We start from the raw sequence: 16,230 nt of genomic DNA, 5'->3' as shown, positions 1-16,230 counted from the left end.
AATACCCTTTCTGATGGTACGAATCACCTCTTGTACAATAACAGCGTAACTCTTATTTCCACTTCTTCATGCCCCTCTACCAACGTACCAAATAGTATGTCGGAGTAGCCAAAACATTGCATCACGGATTTACGGAACGCTTCAAGCTCTATCTCATTCTGTGGGTAGCAAGCAGGGTAACGGACGAAAACAACGGCTTCATCGTATCTCGTAAGGTCTAGTTGCTGGTAACGGGTCATTGACTCAAGGATATAATCCAACCGGGCATCGACATCCTTCGTCACTGAACGGTAATCATACCGTGTGCCATACTCAATGCCCAATAGGAAATCTACATCGCCCCGCCGGAAGCTGCTTCCTTCGGCGGAAAGCATTCTTACCAAGTTCTCGCGGGCAGCCATCTTGCGCAGGTACTCCTCCCGCTTGTCCTGACGGTATTCCCGCTTCCGCTTGGAGCGGTTCTTGCGGTTATCCCCCCACTTTAACGGGAATTCGACGCGGGTGCATCTTTCACCTTCAGGACCTTTACAGCGCAATCGCTGCGGAGTCTGATGCCGCCAGATGCTTTCTTCCAGTTTATCCAAAGCCACTTCGTAGGGATTGACAGGTTGCTTGTGCCCCAAGCGTTCTTGCCAACCTTCTCTGATTTCCGCCGGAGAAAATCCCCAATACGTGATTTCCCAAAGACAATGCATGGCCAGTTCTGCAAGGGACAGATGCACGTCATCGGCCACGATGATTTCTTTGGCCAATTCCTTTTCCCAGACATTGTCATCCAGATGATGCACGCCAATCCATTTCTGTTCACCTTCATACACTCCGCCCGACCATTCCACGCGGGCTTCCCCTTTGAAATCCTTGTCCGGCTCCATGCCGAGGAGGATGTCGTACGCCTCGCGAAAGGAGTAAATGTCATCAAGATGTTCCGGCTCGTGTTTTTTCAGATACGGAAGAAGTTCATCGAAGCCGACTTGTGTCAATAGTTCTTTTAGTGTCATGACTGCTTATTTATTAATATGTTATTATATAAGTTGGTTTTGTTGTCCCAATGTTACTTTTTGATTGAGGTTGATCGGTATGGCAAGGTTGTAATCAAACAAGAACTTGTTTCCGGAGTTCAGTTCATTCTGCGTGTCATATCGGACGGCATAAATATTGTTTTCCCATCCGAAGCAGTCACCGTCATACTCTTGGGCGAACCGCACGGCATACATCGTACCGCTGATGATAGGACATTGCGCCACAATGATTGAGTCAAGGCGACCTGCATGCGACAACGTGTCACTAACCTCGTTATATTTCATAAACGGCATTATTATTTTGTCACAAAGGTAGCGATATCATGTGCTGAATTGAAGCACAGGTAAATAGTTTTTCGCTTACTACAAAAAAATTCAACTTATGCTTCGATTTGGCACTTTCGCGACTGAACTTTGCAGCATCAAACCAAATGGAGGTATACAATGAAACTGGCAGAAGCATTAAGCATCCGCGCCGATTTGCAAAACAGAATCGACCAATTGAAGAGTCGGTTGAAGTACAGCGCGAAAGTACAGGAAGGTGACCAACCTTCTGAGAACGTAAACGAATTATATAAAGAACTGGATGAATGCCTTTCGCAATTCGAGGAAATAGTCTATCGAATTAACCGCACCAACATGCAAACCTTGCACGATGGTGAAACCCTCACTCAAATGATTGCCCGTAAGGATGCGCTGAAGTTGCGCCTGTCGGTTATGCGCGACCTCTTGAAACATGTAGTCGAGAACGAGCGTTACGCACGACTGGAGATAAAATATGTCCGCACGGTGGACGTAGGAGAACTGAGGAAAACCACGGACAACTATTCCAAACAGCTTCGGAACTTGGATATGAGGCTGCAAAGCTTGAACTGGGCGGTAGACTTAATTTAATATAAAAGGTGTAGTCTTTCTTTGTATCAGACAATGGCGGCACTTCCTTGTCGCATGACATGGGCAACAAACCAAGGTGGCAGCTGGTAGAAGCATGGTTATTATCGCGCATCTCCGGCACAACGTACAAACGAATAGCGTACACGACCCTTGGGGGAAGATTATTGTGCATTACCTTGTGCCGATTGTCTTAATAGAAGAACGAGGGTGGGTTGAGGGAATTTATTACTCTAAAGATAGACATTATGACATTCAAGGAATTATTTTCGCAATTCGGTTTTGCCGAAATAAGGTCGGCATTCCTGAATTTATGGAAGACCAACGAACCGAAGTTGGTGGAACAACTTGATTTGGACAAGTGGGAAAGAATTTATCAGAAAGTGCAAGCATTGGAGGTGAAACCATCCCCATATTACATCCGTTTGGGATGGCGTTGGGAAACCTGTAGCCCGATGATAGATATGAATTGCTCTGTATACGACAAAGCGGACAATCACCTTAACTGTCCTATGGCCTGCTATCCTTCGTGGTCGGAAATAGCTGGCATGGAAGTGGTGGTAGAGAAAGACATCGTGATTACGCCGCAAGAGCTTGTCGCAGGCTTGCTGTGGGAAATCACTTACTTTGGCGGAACGGAAGAGATTGCACAAAAAAATATGAATAGGACATTTCACGGAGGAATAAAATGAAACGAGAAAATATTGTCATGTTCATTTGGGAATGTCTTATTTCTGCCTTCATGGACATGAAACGGAAAAAGGTTGCCGCAATCATTTGGGCATGTATTGTTTTTACCCTTATTTTTTTCCTGCTTGTCTCGCTTAACGGAGAAATGTCGGAAGAGCGGTGGGTAAGAATAGGTTTTTAATAGTAAATAGAAATGAAAGAATCAAGTAGAGAAGATTTGATACGAGTTATCAAGGATGAACAGGAAATAACAAAAGATTATTTCATCAATGTAGCCCAAGCAAAAGGATTGATTAATTTAGATCTGAATGATTTCAGAAAATTCGCTGATAAGTATAAACTCGTAATGCAGATAACCGTTGATGCCCGCATCTCGGTTTCCGCTCAAATTGAAACTGCTATGGAGGAAATAAGGAAACAAGAGACAACTGTGATGTCAGCCATAATTCTGTCTGTCTCGTTCAATCCTTCATATCCGTTTATGATGGAAGAACTTGAGGGCATGGCTGATTGTTTGAACAATTTAACAAAACAGGATATAGAGGTGATATGGGGAATACAAGAACGTGCCAATATTTTAAATCAATGCAGTGTATCTTTGTTTGTCTTCGTATAATCAAACTCACTAATTAATAAAACGGCATGAATAATATTAATGAAATATTCTTTGACAATCACGGGCTGACTTCCACATCGGCATCGCATTTGGCGGATTTGGCACAAGAAGTCATAGCTGGGAATGAGGCAAAGTTGAAAAACATGACTTTTTTGACTACGAAAGTTGATATTGTAGGCTCACCTTCTGAATCGGGAAAAACTATATGTGTCGGTTATGACGGGAATATGCTGGACCAGGTACGTCCTATTTTAGAAGAAATAGCATCGATGAATGCCTTTTGCGCTTGGATGAGGGAAGCAGTCAAGGCTAAAGACAAGGAATTGAAACGGGCGGCGAACCTGACGTTTGAAGAATGGTGTGCGCTTCAAGGAGTTGAAACACCTTCCAATCCATCATATCCGAAGGAAACGACAGAAGCGGATATAATCGCTCAGATGAATATCAAAGAGCGTAACCGCTACCTGCAACTGGAAGCCATAGCTGCTACCATTGGGAAATACATCCATCCCGGAGGCCAATTCTCTTCAGCTCGTGAGGAACTTCAAAACGGAATGATAAAGCCTTACAGCACCAATGGCAATGGAAAAGACACACTGATTTACGCTCATGTCCCTTCCGTTGACCCGCAAAAAGCAGAAGATGTGTTTTTCGAACTTCAAAAATGGCATCGCCAGGCTGAACGGGAACTGAACAAAATGAAGTTCACCATAAAAAAACAAGCCGAGAAACAGACTTTAGAAAACACCCATTGGTTCAAGCAGGAACTGGAACGTGAAAAACAATGCCACATGACGCTTTTCACCCAATACAAGGAATGGCAACTGAAAGAACAGGAACGTATTTCTAAGCTAAAAATCAATGTGCCGGAAGCCTTACAAACGCCTAAACCGGCTTGAAGAATAGAAAACAAGGTGTCGTGAACTTGCGTCTCAATGGATGCTAATCACGGCTTTGATGGGACAGGGGTTGTCGTTTGTTATTGATGAGAATTAGAATAAGGCATGTCAAACTAACAAACGGCGAATGTTGCGTATATATGAAAACATCCGGTCTTGGACTTTGGCTTTACCTGTGTCTTGGCCTTGGTATTCCTGCAAAAGGGAATGCCGTATTGACAATCCCTGTCTCTAACTTAAAATTAGAAGGAATGGAACATTTGAGAAATATATTAGACCAGCCGAAAAGAAAATTCACATTGGGGGAGAAAGTTTATATTGGTTCTATGACTATTGTTTTATCGTGCAGAATAGCATTATATATCTTATTGCGGATAACAGGATGCGTCAAAAGACTAATCTGACATAAGTTAGAAAAACTCTCAACAACGTAACTTCAATCATAATTATTGTACAACTGGAAAAAATAACCTACCTTTGTAAAGTATCAATATAAATCATGCGTATGAAACCACTCGAACGAAGAAAATACCCGTATGGCATCCAGGTATTCTCGATTATCCGCCGGGAAAACTATATGTATGTCGACAAAACCGAATACGTCTACCGCATGACGCATTCCGACAACAAATACATGTTCCTGAACCGTCCGCGCCGTTTCGGCAAGTCATTGCTTACCGATACCTTGCAATGCTATTTCGAAGGACGGAAAGAACTCTTCGAAGGGCTTGCCATCGAAAAGTTGGAAACGGAATGGACTGCCTATCCTGTGTTGCACTTCGATATGAGTTTGGGTAAGCATTTGGACAAGGATGCCTTAATCCGGTACCTTCACCATCTTCTTCAAATAAATGAGGAAAGTTTAGGAATCAATCCGCAAAATACTACGGACCCCAATATCCGGCTTACGGACTTGATAATGAACGCGTATGCGAAGTACAATTGTGAAGTCGTAGTCCTAATTGACGAATACGATGCACCATTGTTGGACGTGATGCACGAAGAAGAAGATTTGCCTGTCCTGCGCAACGTGATGCGCAACTTCTACAGCCCGCTCAAAGCGTGCGGCAAATACCTGCGTTACGTCTTCCTGACCGGTATCACCAAGTTCTCGCAACTCAGCATCTTCAGCGAACTGAATAACATCGAAAACATCAGCATGGACGCAAACTATGCTGCCATTTGCGGCATCACGGAAGAAGAAATGCGAACGCAGATGGATGCCGACATCGCATTGTTCGCCGACAGATTGGAGACTACAAAGGAAGATGCCTTGCAACAATTGAAATCGTATTATGACGGATATCATTTCGCCTGGCCATCGCCCGACATATATAACCCGTTCAGCCTGATGGCTGCACTAAGCAAAGGGAAAATAGAATCATTCTGGTTCGGAAGCGGAACACCGACCTACCTGATAGAAATGCTGAACAAATACAAGGTAATCCCGCAGGAGATAGGCGGACGGAAGTGTGAAGCAGCGGATTTTGATGCACCTACCGAACGAATGACCGACATCACCCCACTATTCTATCAAAGCGGATACCTGACCATCAAGAATTATTCCGCTTTCTCCGGATTATACCAACTGGATATTCCCAATAAGGAAGTACGCATCGGGCTGATGAAAAGCCTGCTCATCAACTATGTGCAACGTCCCGCCCAATTGAACACGTTAGTGGGCGAAATGGCGGAATGCATCCATTTCGATGATATGGACGGGGCACTCCGGCTGATGCAGACTGTACTGTCTACCGTACCCTATTGCGAAAACACCCGCTACGAAGGGCACTACCAGCAAATGATTTACCTGATTTTTACGCTGTTAGGAAACTTTACAGACGTGGAAGTGCGTACCCCACAAGGCAGAGTCGATGTAGTAATGCGCACACATTCTACCTTATATATTATCGAACTGAAGCTCGACAAGAATGCCGATGAAGCCATCCGGCAAATCGACTTAAAACAATATCCCGAACGCTTTGCGCTCTGCGGGCTTCCGATAGTAAAGGTAGGCATCAACTTCGACAGCGAGAAGCATACGCTGACCGACTGGGAAATCAGAAAGGAATCATTCACTTCAAAAACATCAACTATATGAAAAAGCTAACACAACTCGCTATTGCAATCGGATTTACTGGAATGTGCCTAAGTGCCTGCTCCAGCTACAGCACACAGGACTACGTGAACGACATGAAAAATCTGACTGAAGAAACCCTTCAGAATGCCTCAACCTACACGGAAGAAGACTGGAAACGAGTAGGAGAAGAATACCGTGAAATCAACCAAAAAGGGAAAAAGGTATTGAAAGAAATGACCGAAGACCAAAAGAAAGAATTGGAAAAATTCGCGGAAGAAATGGGAGACAAAGCAGCCGAATTCAACCACGATGAATTGAAAGAACAATTCAATGACTTAATGGAACAAGCGGATGACTTTATCAACGACATCAAGGAACAAATCCAGAATTTAGAAGAAGAAAATCTTTAAATCTTTCTATTTTGCAAGAAAACAAACACTTTAGTACTTCCTATATGTAATGAAATATTTAATTATATCCGACATTCATGGCTCTTTGCCACGCCTACAGCAGGTTTTAGATTTTTACGAGAAAGCACAATGCAACATGCTTTGCATCTTAGGCGACATTCTGAACTACGGTCCGCGAAACGGTTTACCGGACGGGTTAAATCCCAAAGGCATAGCAGAACTCCTAAACCACTTTACCGACCCTATCATTGCAGTCCGCGGGAATTGCGATTCTGAAGTAGATCAAATGCTGCTGGATTTTCCAATAATGGCTGATTATGCTTTGATTGCAGACAACGGAAAAACATTGTTCCTTACCCACGGACATATCTATAATGAAAACAACCTGCCTAAAGGAAAATTTGATGCTTTCTTTTACGGACATACCCATTTATGGAAACTGGAAAAACAGGAAATGTCCCTTTGCAATACCGGTTCTATCACCTTTCCCAAAGGAGGCAATCCCCCCACTTTTGCCACTTACGAAAATAAAAACATTTCCATATATCAACTAAATGGGACATTGTTGAAATCCATACAATTGACATAAAAAAAGAAAGACTACACTTAAAAAAAACAACTATAAAATATAAGACAGACAAGACATAACGTTGCTATTTTAAGTGAGTCTTTCCTATTTTAAAACTTACTAAAACTTGATATTTATCCTATGTGAATCAAATATCCGTACTTCTGCTCTTACCTAATGGAATAGATAAACCAAGGAAAGCATTTACAGCCTTCGAACTGTTTCCGAAAAACATATAATCTGTACCTAAGAACAAAGGTCCCAACTTCAAAGCAACACCAAACGACTTTCCGCCTGCCTGAATAGGAGAATAACTGCCGGCAATGTTAAACCAATTCTTCGGACGATATGTTGCCGAAAGAGTCAACTCATTCAATGCCTTAGGCTGAACAAAACGTACCGTATACATGGCGCCGAGACTTAATTTATTATCCAACAAAGCGTATTCACCTGCCAATAAAAGAGTAGATGACAATTTCGTAGTTTCTGAACCAGCAGCCTCAGGATTTTCTTTCAAATTAAAACGCTCCAGGCTCAAGAAATCATCATTCAGATATTGGTCGTAATTATCAGCGTTAATCACTACATTATTAGACTCTTCAACCGAAGCCACACGGGTAGAACCACTTTTCCATTTAATAAATCCCAAATCCAATACAGCAGCCGATAACGTTACATTGTCCAATAATTTATAACTTGCACCTAAGTCAATGCCGAAGCCCATACCAGAAATGCCAAATCCGCCATCGAAATCAAATCCACTGATATTTCCATTTTCATCAAAATCCAAACCTCCTCCTTTAAATGAAGTGGTCACATGAGCCTGCACATCATAGCCGTAATGCCTGCCATACCAATCTTCCGGACTAATGTATTCTGCACTGGCTGCCGGAATATCCATATCCACATCAAACCGCTCGATTTCCATTTCAGCATGAGCCAAACCTAACAAAACCTTTGCACGCCCACCTACAGACAATTTGTCGGTTATCTGACGAGAATACCCTAAACCTATTTCGCCATAGGCATTAACATGAAAGCTCTCATTACCTATAGTATAATTTTGAATTCCGGTTGCCAAAGAAAATCCATTAGCATCACGCATGTACTCAAACATCGACTTCGGAATGGAAGCACCCACATCTGCCCGAAGACCTACATTGACACTCCAAAAACCTTTGCCGGCATACCAACCAAAGGACAAGATTTCTGTATTCCCTGTCAGATTCAAACGGTTATTCCCTTTCAAACGCCCATATAAATCATCATTCGCAAAAAGGTCTTCGCCCGAATCCAATACATCAATAATATCAGAAAAGCCTAATACATTCGAAGATACGCTTCCATTCAATCCTCCCAACACAGGAACATTAAAATATCCTCTTGTCGGTTGTAATCCTGGATTTAACTGCAAACTCGAACTTGTTCCCTCCATAAAATAAGAAGTACGGAGATACTGAGCATGTGCAACTGTTCCTAAAAAAACAGCACACACAATCACGAATACCTTTTTATTCCAAAAACTTTCCATTTATGTTCACCGTTAATTATTGATACAAATATAACCAATTCCTAAATATCACACACATGACTAAGACGGATGTTTATTACTAAAGCATTAGTTTTACGAACCAAATGTTCTAATTTAGCGACTATACGGTTAAAACTTACAATTGATAGAAACGTTCCACCATCTGCTTCTTATATTTTTTCGACACCATCAGCTCGTCTACAGTATTAAATGGCGGATACATGATGCAACGGTTATCCTGCACCATCATCAGATAATGCATATTAATGATAAACGACTGATGTATTTGTACGAAAGACGAATCGTATGCACATAATTGCTCTGCCGTCGTATTGCGCCGTAAAGGCAAAAACGTACCGTCTGCCAAAGCCGCTTCCCATATTTTACGATTCGACAAATACCGGAAGAAACCTATTTCAGACGAATGGAGGAAACGTAAATCTCCCGTAGGTGTCACGACCATAAAAGGGCGTTCGGCAAACAAAGCATTGATATTCCCTACATCCCCGCTCCTTCCCTGTTCGCATAAACGTGACATAATCGTCTGAAGCTCGTTCGAATCAATCGGTTTTTGCAAGAAATCAAACGCGGCACTACGCAAGGCTTCTATTACATATTTATTATACGCCGTATAAAAAATGACCCGCATGTTCCACGATATGTGGTCACGCAACTTCGCCACAACATCCATTCCCGACATATCCGGCAATTCCACATCTAAAAACAACAAGTCAGGCTTGACCTTTTCTATCAACTTGACTCCCATGACTCCAGTCCGTGCGGTACCTTTTACCGTAATATTAGCATAACGCCGCAGTTCGAAGCACAAATTATCGATTGCACTTTCTTCATCGTCTATAATGACCGTCCTAATCAGTTGTTCCATAAAAAGACTTTTTTTGTTTTCTCAATTCATACGAATAATCTAAGGGCAATTTAAAATAAACTTCACATCCTGCCTCATCCTTTATCATCACATTATTTATCTTCATTACAATCGGAGAACGGTTATATGCGTTCAGCAATTGCAATGTACGGGTAATCACTTTCATCCCTGTGCCTGTACCTGCCGAAGCAGATGCATGGCTTCCTGTGCTTCGGTAGCCTCCCCCATTGTCCCAAATGACTATTTCGATATCCTTTTCTCCTTTCCTTATCCGGATATTCAAACGCTTGGCACCCGATTTTCCCCGCAAACCGTGTTTGATTGCATTCTCTACCGGAATCTGCAACAACATTGCCGGAATCTGTATACCAGACAAATCAATGGAAGAATCAACATCCAATGTATAAACAAAATCGGGCTTCAACGTCTCGCTTTCCAAATCAATATAAGTCTGTACAAAATCCAGTTCGTCACATAACGTCACCGCAAGACTATCTGCCAATTCCAGATTACGCCGAATCAATTTCACCAGTCCTTTCATGTAAGTCTCCCCTTCCGGCTCCCGCTTCAGAGACATTTCCCGATTCAATACGTTAAAGATAAAATGAGGCGAAATGCGGTTTCGGATATTAGCCAAACGCAACGAGTTGATAGACATCTTCAAATCCCGCTCTGCCTCAAGGCGTTTTTTCTTCCGGTAAAGGAAGAAAAACAATCCGAACATCGCCGCAAGAAGCACGACCAACGCGCCTCCATAGAGCCATTGGTTCAAGCGCAACACTTTATTCTTATTTTGCTGGATAAGCATCTCTTTATTCATCAAAGTACTGTCTTGACGGTACTGGAGAGCAATCATCGCCGCACGCATCTTAATACGTTCGTTCCGTATCGAATCGTCAATGCGGTTATTTTCCTTTAAATAAACATACGCCTGCCTGAAATCTCCACTTTCCTCAAAATAATGCTGCAAATAGCGGTTCCGAATGTGAAGCATATTCGGGTCTACCACATCAGGCTTTACCGCATCCCGCAAACGTTTTCTAGCCAAAGGCAGATTGTTCTTTTTCAAAGCCAACTCTATCAATTGCGTGTCAATATAATACAACGCCGAAATGTTTCCTATCTCTTGAAAATAAGGATAACACTGGTTCAAGTAATAGGTAGCAGAGTCAGTTTCGTTCATCAAGAGAAAAACCTCCCCCAAATTGACCATTGTCAGATTACGTTCAAACTTCATTTCAGGATACTGGCTCAAGAAAGCCAGCAAACGCCGGAAATAAGACAAAGCAGACGGATAATCTTCCCGATAATAATACGAATTTCCACGGTTGTTCAGATAAATATGCTTTTCGTAAGGCTTCATCTGCCCGTAGTATTTCCCTGCAAGGTCAAAATAATAATCACACATCCCGAAATCACGCAAATTCATATTGACCTGAGCCAAGCCATAATACACAGGGAAACGATATTCATCAGACAAATTCAAGGAATCAGCAAGCCTTAACGCTTTACGATACCAGAATGCCCCTTTGTCGTACTGGCCTTCGAAGACATGCGCATCTGCCAAATTTAATGAGATATTGAACAAATCATTCCGATTTCCGGTTTTCTCACAAAAATGATAAGCATCGGTAAAAGCCTTCCTTGCCGAATCATAAGCAGCTGTACGGGCATACAGATTGCCTTTCATATTAGCCACATCTGCCGATAAACCCCACAAGGCCTCCTCTGGCACCGAACGGGATGAGCAGAAACGCCCGATAGCATCCAACAGATATTCCGCCGAATCAATCTCGGACATAAACATCTTCGCTTTCGACTTCAACACGAATGCCTGATAATACACAATGCTATCCTTCACATGAGGAAGCAGGCTATCAACTTGCATACAAACGTATGCCGGATCATTGCTCAAAGTGTCCGTCAATTGTCCGAACAAAGACTGGTAAGAAATCATTTCATCTCCTACGTCCTTTTGCCTGGCACACCCTCCTATCAAAACCCCTAAAAGGCAAACAAATCCACTTATTATAATTTTCCGATACATTGGTTTCTTTTATTGGCTATCACAAATGTATGTAAAAATTGTATACACTGCAAAAATAACTTCAATATTTTATACCGACAAGCGAAGAAAATTATTACTTTTGAAACAAAAATACAACCAATCGAAAAGAAAACGACATAAAAAACAAACACATGAAAACACTTTCAAACGACAAAATCAGCATCCAGATTGCCGACCATGGAGCTGAATTGACCAGCATCGTAGCCAATGAAACCGAATACTTATGGCAAGCCGACCCGAAATATTGGGGACGCCATTCGCCTGTACTCTTTCCCATTGTGGGCAGAGTATGGAATAATGTCTACCACTGCAAAGGGAAAAAATATGAACTGGGACAACACGGATTTGCCCGTGACATGGACTTCCAGCTTTCGTATGAAGAAGAGAATGCACTGATTTATAGTTTAGAAAGCAATGAGGAAACCCTGCAAAAATACCCGTTCCCGTTCGTTCTTGAAATAGGATACCGCCTGAAAGGAAACCGCATCGAAGTGATGTGGAGCGTACAGAATACCGGAAACAAGACCATGTATTTCCAAATCGGGGCACATCCGGCATTTTATTACCGTGATTTAGACCCGGCAACAAGCGAAAGAGGATTCCTCGACTTCGGCAAAGACAAGAAAACATTGGAATATACATCGCCTACAGAAAAAGGATGCACATCGAATAAACGGGAGACCCTTACGCTGAATGAAGGTTTGTTGGAACTGACTCCCGCCACGTTCCAATGCGACACGTATATCTTCGACAACAGCCAACTGAAGAAAATCACCCTTATGGACAAATCGAAGACTCCTTACCTCAGCCTGGAATTCGATAGTCCGCTCGTTGCGGTATGGTCGCCCAGCGCAGCCCATCCTGATGTCCCCTTCGTCTGTATCGAACCTTGGTACGGACGGTGTGACACCGTAGGTTATCACGGGGAATTCAAAGACCGCCAATGGATGCAATCGCTCCAGCCTGACAAGAGTTTCGAAGCCAGCTATTCCATCATATTGGAAGACGTTGAATAAGCCTCCGAAGAATGATTATTTTCACCTACGACCGGACATTCGAAGGATTGCTTACGGCTCTGTTTGATGCGTATGCACGGAGAACATTCCCCGACAACTTGTTGCATGAAACAGAGCCTTTGCCCTTGTTCTATGACGAAGCGCATCATGTCGTGACCGACCTTAGCAAATCCGAACGGGTATGGAAAGCACTCTGCCGGAAACTTCCGCATCGCAATTCTACCCTACTTACCTACTGCTGGCTCTCCGAATCGCCCGAAGCCCCGATGCTCTTGTTGCGGTATATGAAAAAAGTGATTGACTCACCCACTCCAATTAATACCGATTTTGCCGACCCCGTAATTCTCGCCGTAACCCAACTGGGCAGGAAAGTAAGCGGAGAACGGTACCGCATCCTTCAATTCATGCGTTTCCAAAAACTGGCAGACGGCACTTATTTCGGAATCATGGAGCCGCTTTACGATGTCATTCCGCTTACTATCGGACACTTCCAAGACCGTTTCGCCGACCAGCCTTGGATTATCTACGACGCCAAGCGCAAATACGGATATTTTTATAATGGTACGCAAGTGAACGAAATCACTTTCACCAATACCGCTCAACGCGCATTAATCACAGGGAAAGTAGACGAAAACTTGCTGGATAAAAACGAAAAGCTCTACCAGGCTTTATGGAAAAACTATTTCGACTCCATTTGCATCCGCGAACGGCTCAATCCCGTGAAACACAAAAAAGACATGCCCGTCCGCTACTGGAAGTTCCTGACCGAAAAAAACGAATAACTCCCGGCTGACTTTCCCGCCTGCCCCGCCCGCTCCAGCCGTATACACCACTTATTTCATGCTAGTCCTTCTCTAATCCTACTAGGGTAGGACTGCAATCCTACCCTAGTAAAACAGCAGTACTGACCAGGGAAAAACTCCAGTCCTTCCCTAGTAGGACTGACACTTTAATTAGCAGAACGGCTGGCTGCATTAAAAAGTTTTTCCCCAGACACTAGTTTGTGAAACCGGATTTTCGTACATTTGCGGCTTGGAAAAAAACAGATAAGAATAAAAAAGACATGAACCAACAATATCCGTCCGTTTTATTGGAAAAGGCGGTAGACGAATTCGCCAAACTGCCCGGCATAGGCAGAAAAACCGCTATGAGGCTGGTGCTCTACCTGTTAAGGCAAGACACACAAGCGGTAGAATCGTTCGGCAATGCCCTTATCCGACTGAAACATGAAGTGAAATATTGCAAAGTATGCCACAACATTTCGGATACAGACGTATGTCAGATTTGTTCCAATTCCTCGCGCGACGCTTCTACCATTTGCGTTGTAGAAAACATACGCGATGTTATGGCGATTGAAAACACCCAACAATACCGGGGTTTGTATCATGTATTAGGAGGAGTCATTTCGCCCATGGACGGCATCGGGCCTTCCGACCTGCAAATAGAAAGCCTGGTGGAACGGGTCAAGACGGGAACAATATCAGAAGTGATTCTGGCACTCAGTTCTACAATGGAAGGAGATACGACCAACTTCTATATTTTCCGCAAACTGGCTCCCTACAATGTGAAGCTGACCATTATTGCCCGAGGCATTTCTATCGGCGACGAACTGGAATATACCGATGAAATAACCCTAGGAAGGTCTATCGCCAACCGGATTGTATTTACAGGGACCACGATATGATTTCATTTACAATTTAACAACTTACAATTTTCGCTTATGGAAAAAGAACTGAAACGCTTGGTACGGATTTTAAAAGGAGAATACGCACTGTTGTGGATACTCACCCTATTATTGGCAGGACTGTATGAATGCGAGATTTTGCCGCAAGGCCTTCTTGCCGGAAATGCCCAGGCAGAATACATCATGCAAGTGGCAAGCATCCTGCTCACCGTCTGCCTGATTCCTTTATCATTACGCATATTCAGCCTCTCGCTGACCCGCTATGTCACCGGTCTTCCCCTTCCAAAGGCTCTGAAAAGCTACCGCCGCTGGAGCGAAGTCCGTATCGCCTTATTGCTGACCGCATCCCTGATAAACCTCTCAGCCTACTATTGGACCATGGACACAACCGGATTATTATGTGCCGGAATGGTCATTATCGCTTCCCTCTTCTGCATACCAAGCAAAGAACGGCTATTGAACGAACTTCATTTATCAGACATTTCGAATCCCGATGAATAAACCGGCATCTTTACATACAGAAACAATCCGCCTCCGGGCTCCCGAACCGGAGGATATTGATGAAATGCTCTTCTATGAAAACGACGAAGATTTATGGGAAAACAGTTGCGCAACAGGTCCTTATTCCCGCTACCAACTGAAAAAATACATTGCCGAAAACCAAAACAATCTCTTTGCCGACGGACAGCTCCGCTTCATGATTGAACATGTATCCGGGAAGATAGCCGGCATCGTTGATGTATTCTCTTTCGATGCCCGTCACCAACGGGCAGAAATCGGCATCGTCATCAAAAAGGAATTCCGCCGGCAAGGCATAGCTCGTGACGCTTTATGCTTGCTGGAACGTCATTGTTTCCAGCTGTTAGGCATCCACCAGCTTTATGCCTACATCCGGACAGACAATGCCCCTTGCCTGCACTTATTCACGAAACTAGGATATACTTTTAGCGCCACGCTGAAAGACTGGATATATACAGGCAAAGGGTACAAAGACATTTGCATCGCACAAAAGATACGCAATGCCCGTCAATTGCAAGACGGGTATTGAGGATAAGTAGCCCACAGACGGTAAGGATTCCCTAACTCATTCATACTATTAAACCAAAGGTCCCGGTAGTTCTCGTCCAGCAAATGCTGTTTATTGGTCTCGCCTACCATCCAAGAGTCATCTTCAATTTCCTTTTCCAGCTGATTATGTTCCCAACCGGCATATCCGGCAAAGAAACGGATATATCCGTCAATCGGATTCCCGTTCAATATGTATTGCTGGACCGCCGTAAAGTCACCGTTCAGATAAAGTCCGTTGCCTAGATTAAGGGCTCCATCCAAATTACTCAACACGTGCAGAAAGAAAATCGTATCCCGATCCACAGGACCTCCCTTGAATACAGGAATAACAGGAACAGAAGCCAATTTCGGCACCAACTGGTTCAACGACACATGATACCTGAAGTTCTTGTTCATCACAATACCCATACTTCCTTCAATATTGTGTGTAACCATTAAAATGACAGAACGTGCAAAATGATAGTCATACAATAGTGGAGAAGCAATAAGAATACTTCCCACATGTGGAAGCGCCTTATTTGAATGTACTTGGAAAATGCGCATATCCATACAACTTCCTTTTTTAATGCCTAAATATAACTCTTATTCTTAGAATATAAAAACTTTCTCACTTTTTTCCTAAAAATAATCTTCAAATATTTGGTAATTCCGAATTTTGTAGTACCTTTGCACCGCAATCGAGAGAGAAAGCAACAAAACAAACAAAATGGTGCGTTAGTTCAGTTGGTTAGAATACATGCCTGTCACGCATGGGGTCACGGGTTCGAGTCCCGTACGCACCGCAATAAACATTGAAAATCAATG

At 43.2% G+C, this 16,230-nt stretch carries 18 protein-coding genes and 1 tRNA gene; 13 read left to right on the top strand and 6 right to left on the bottom strand.

Annotation, left to right across the window (positions count from 1 at the left end):
• Nucleotides 1-23 precede the first annotated feature (23 nt).
• Both B5F91_RS11625 and B5F91_RS11620 read right to left on the bottom strand, forming a co-directional pair.
• Entirely contained in the window at nt 24-998 is a 975-nt protein-coding gene (locus tag B5F91_RS11625) for a hypothetical protein (protein WP_087429250.1), read from the bottom strand.
• Nucleotides 999-1,022: 24 nt separating this feature from the next.
• The gene (locus tag B5F91_RS11620) at nt 1,023-1,304 is read right to left on the bottom strand and encodes a hypothetical protein (RefSeq protein WP_239416414.1); all 282 of its coding nucleotides are present in this window, start codon (nt 1,302-1,304) and stop codon (nt 1,023-1,025) included.
• A gap of 159 nt (nt 1,305-1,463) precedes the next feature.
• Here B5F91_RS11620 and B5F91_RS11615 point away from each other — a divergent pair, with 159 nt between their 5' ends.
• The 7 genes from B5F91_RS11615 to yfcE all read left to right on the top strand — a co-directional run bounded on the left by B5F91_RS11615 (nt 1,464) and on the right by yfcE (nt 7,194).
• The gene (locus tag B5F91_RS11615) at nt 1,464-1,913 is read left to right on the top strand and encodes a DIP1984 family protein (RefSeq protein WP_087429249.1); all 450 of its coding nucleotides are present in this window, start codon (nt 1,464-1,466) and stop codon (nt 1,911-1,913) included.
• Nucleotides 1,914-2,158: 245 nt separating this feature from the next.
• Nucleotides 2,159-2,602, top strand: a complete 444-nt coding sequence (locus tag B5F91_RS11610) for a DUF6557 family protein (RefSeq protein ID WP_087429248.1) — start codon at nt 2,159-2,161, stop codon at nt 2,600-2,602.
• A 191-nt stretch (nt 2,603-2,793) separates the two neighbouring features.
• Nucleotides 2,794-3,216 (top strand): hypothetical protein, encoded by a 423-nt coding sequence (locus tag B5F91_RS11600; protein WP_087396107.1) that lies wholly within the window; start codon nt 2,794-2,796, stop codon nt 3,214-3,216.
• 26 nt (nt 3,217-3,242) lie between these two features.
• Nucleotides 3,243-4,115 carry a hypothetical protein gene (locus B5F91_RS11595; RefSeq protein WP_239416413.1) on the top strand — a complete coding sequence of 291 codons (873 nt, stop codon included), beginning with the start codon at nt 3,243-3,245 and terminating at the stop codon, nt 4,113-4,115.
• Nucleotides 4,116-4,620: 505 nt separating this feature from the next.
• Nucleotides 4,621-6,216 carry an ATP-binding protein gene (locus B5F91_RS11585; protein ID WP_087429279.1) on the top strand — a complete coding sequence of 532 codons (1,596 nt, stop codon included), beginning with the start codon at nt 4,621-4,623 and terminating at the stop codon, nt 6,214-6,216.
• Nucleotides 6,213-6,605, top strand: coding sequence for a hypothetical protein (locus B5F91_RS11580; protein ID WP_144025109.1), 393 nt, complete (start codon nt 6,213-6,215; stop codon nt 6,603-6,605). Before B5F91_RS11585 ends, B5F91_RS11580 begins: the two co-directional genes overlap by 4 nt.
• 49 nt (nt 6,606-6,654) lie before the next feature.
• On the top strand, nt 6,655-7,194 hold the full coding sequence (gene yfcE, locus B5F91_RS11575; RefSeq protein WP_087429245.1) for a phosphodiesterase: 540 nt from the start codon (nt 6,655-6,657) through the stop codon (nt 7,192-7,194).
• A 127-nt stretch (nt 7,195-7,321) separates the two neighbouring features.
• On the opposite strand, the gene B5F91_RS11570 is transcribed toward yfcE, so the two are convergent.
• From B5F91_RS11570 to B5F91_RS11560, 3 genes are all read right to left on the bottom strand, one after another.
• A complete protein-coding gene (locus tag B5F91_RS11570) occupies nt 7,322-8,704 on the bottom strand; it encodes a DUF5723 family protein (protein WP_087429244.1) in 1,383 nt (460 codons plus the stop codon).
• Nucleotides 8,705-8,840: 136 nt separating this feature from the next.
• Nucleotides 8,841-9,590 (bottom strand): response regulator, encoded by a 750-nt coding sequence (locus B5F91_RS11565; RefSeq protein ID WP_087429243.1) that lies wholly within the window; start codon nt 9,588-9,590, stop codon nt 8,841-8,843.
• Nucleotides 9,574-11,637 (bottom strand): histidine kinase, encoded by a 2,064-nt coding sequence (locus B5F91_RS11560; protein ID WP_087429242.1) that lies wholly within the window; start codon nt 11,635-11,637, stop codon nt 9,574-9,576. The genes B5F91_RS11565 and B5F91_RS11560 overlap by 17 nt, the downstream gene beginning before the upstream one ends.
• A gap of 152 nt (nt 11,638-11,789) precedes the next feature.
• On the opposite strand from B5F91_RS11560, the gene B5F91_RS11555 reads away from it, so the two are divergent.
• The 5 genes from B5F91_RS11555 (at nt 11,790) to B5F91_RS11535 (ending at nt 15,406) form a co-directional block, all read left to right on the top strand.
• Nucleotides 11,790-12,674 carry an aldose 1-epimerase family protein gene (locus tag B5F91_RS11555; RefSeq protein WP_087429241.1) on the top strand — a complete coding sequence of 295 codons (885 nt, stop codon included), beginning with the start codon at nt 11,790-11,792 and terminating at the stop codon, nt 12,672-12,674.
• Nucleotides 12,675-12,685: 11 nt separating this feature from the next.
• Entirely contained in the window at nt 12,686-13,456 is a 771-nt protein-coding gene (locus tag B5F91_RS11550) for a TIGR03915 family putative DNA repair protein (protein WP_087429240.1), read from the top strand.
• A gap of 281 nt (nt 13,457-13,737) precedes the next feature.
• Nucleotides 13,738-14,358 (top strand): recombination mediator RecR, encoded by a 621-nt coding sequence (gene recR / locus B5F91_RS11545; RefSeq protein WP_087429278.1) that lies wholly within the window; start codon nt 13,738-13,740, stop codon nt 14,356-14,358.
• 36 nt (nt 14,359-14,394) lie between these two features.
• Complete coding sequence (locus tag B5F91_RS11540) at nt 14,395-14,859, top strand: hypothetical protein (RefSeq protein WP_087429239.1); 465 nt, start codon at nt 14,395-14,397, stop codon at nt 14,857-14,859.
• Complete coding sequence (locus B5F91_RS11535) at nt 14,852-15,406, top strand: GNAT family N-acetyltransferase (RefSeq protein ID WP_087429238.1); 555 nt, start codon at nt 14,852-14,854, stop codon at nt 15,404-15,406. The genes B5F91_RS11540 and B5F91_RS11535 overlap by 8 nt, the downstream gene beginning before the upstream one ends.
• Here B5F91_RS11535 and B5F91_RS11530 read toward each other — a convergent pair.
• Nucleotides 15,385-15,975, bottom strand: coding sequence for a YqgE/AlgH family protein (locus tag B5F91_RS11530; protein ID WP_087429237.1), 591 nt, complete (start codon nt 15,973-15,975; stop codon nt 15,385-15,387). The genes B5F91_RS11535 and B5F91_RS11530 overlap by 22 nt on opposite strands.
• A gap of 159 nt (nt 15,976-16,134) precedes the next feature.
• On the opposite strand from B5F91_RS11530, the gene B5F91_RS11525 reads away from it, so the two are divergent.
• Nucleotides 16,135-16,208 (top strand) — tRNA-Asp (locus B5F91_RS11525).
• Nucleotides 16,209-16,230: the final 22 nt, after the last annotated feature.

The organism is Bacteroides sp. An322 (genome assembly GCF_002161765.1).
Lineage (GTDB): Bacteria > Bacteroidota > Bacteroidia > Bacteroidales > Bacteroidaceae > Phocaeicola > Phocaeicola merdavium.
Note: the sequence above shows the minus strand (reverse complement) of the source record. Positions and strands in the feature narration are given on the sequence as shown.